Raw genomic sequence first — 1,356 nt, forward strand, 5'->3', positions numbered from 1 at the left:
GCGACTGTTCAGTCTCGTGAGACGTGTCCTGCGGCGTGTCATGGGACATGTGTCATCGGTTGAGGCTATGGCCGTCGTTCATGGCCGTGAAGCAGGCGATGATGTACTACATGGACGCGGCACTGATGGCCGGAGCGCCGATCACCAACGTGGCCCAGTGGTGCCGCGACAACGACATCAACGTGCGCACCTTCTACCGCCACCGCGCCAGGATCGCTGCCGAGGGCAAATGGGTGGAACGCTCGCGCCGCCCACACACGAGCCCGACCGCGACCCCCCAACCTGTGGTGGCCGAGATTCTGCGGCTACGGCAGGTGCTGGCCCCCGACAACGGGGCCGACTCGATCAGAGCCGAGCTGATCGAGCTCGCCACCGGGCAGGATTGGGCCGGGCAGGACCTGACGGTGCCGTCGCGGGCCACGATCAACCGGATCCTCGACCGGCACGGGTTGCTGGCGAAGAACCCGGCCAAGAAACCCCGCTCGGCCCATCGCCGCTTCGGTTTCGCCCGACCACGGGACTGCTACCAGATCGACGGCACCGAACACCGCCTCGCCGACGGCAGTGTCGTGGTCGCGATCGACATCATCGACGACGCCACCAGGGTGTGGGTCGCCTCTTATGTCTGCGCCGGTGAGACCACCGATGCCGCGCTGGCCGCGATGGCCGCAGCCGAGAAGGAATGGGGGCTGCCGGGGCTGGTCCTGGCCGACAACGCGACCGCGTTCGCTCACCCGCACCGGTTCCTGGACAAGACCCTGACCAGCCGCTTCTCCCGCGCCCTGGCCGCTAAGGGCACCCGGGTCATCCATTCCAGCCCCTATCACCCGCAGACCTGCGGCAAGTGTGAACGCCTGCACGGCACCGCGAAGAAGTTGCTGGCCCATCACTACCCCGACCCGCCCGCGGACCTGGCCGAGTTGCAGGCTCGTCTGGATACCGTGCGCGAGCACTACAACAACACCCGCCGCCACAGCGCGATCGGGCGCATCCCACCCCGGCAGGCCTGGGAACGCATCCGTGACCACGGTGGGCCCGCGGACCTGCCCCGCCAGACCGATGCCACCGTCCATGTCCTGACCGTGATGGCCAACGGCACCGTGACAGTCGGCCGCCACATCGTCTCGGTCGGGCGGGGCCGGGCAGGAGCCACGGTCACCCTGCTGCGAGCGGGGGATCACCTCACCGCCTACGCGGCCGAGGGTGAGCCTCTCGGGCAGCTCCTCCTCGATCCCGACGGGCCCCGCTACCAGGGCGCGTTCCGCGCCCCGGCAGCGTGACCATGCAAGATCGTCGGGATCAGACACGACTCCTGAGACACAACCTTGACACGTCAGCAGAGACATGACAGTCGCT

1 protein-coding gene is annotated in these 1,356 nt (G+C 68.1%); it reads left to right on the plus strand.

Features of this window, described 5'->3' with window-relative positions; genetic code table 11:
* The first annotated feature begins 23 nt into the window (after window positions 1-23).
* The gene (locus PSU4_RS30890) at window positions 24-1,280 is read left to right on the plus strand and encodes an integrase core domain-containing protein (protein ID WP_246115468.1); all 1,257 of its coding nucleotides are present in this window, start codon (window positions 24-26) and stop codon (window positions 1,278-1,280) included.
* Window positions 1,281-1,356: the final 76 nt, after the last annotated feature.

This window comes from Pseudonocardia sulfidoxydans NBRC 16205, assembly GCF_007989085.1.
Taxonomy (GTDB): domain Bacteria; phylum Actinomycetota; class Actinomycetes; order Mycobacteriales; family Pseudonocardiaceae; genus Pseudonocardia; species Pseudonocardia sulfidoxydans.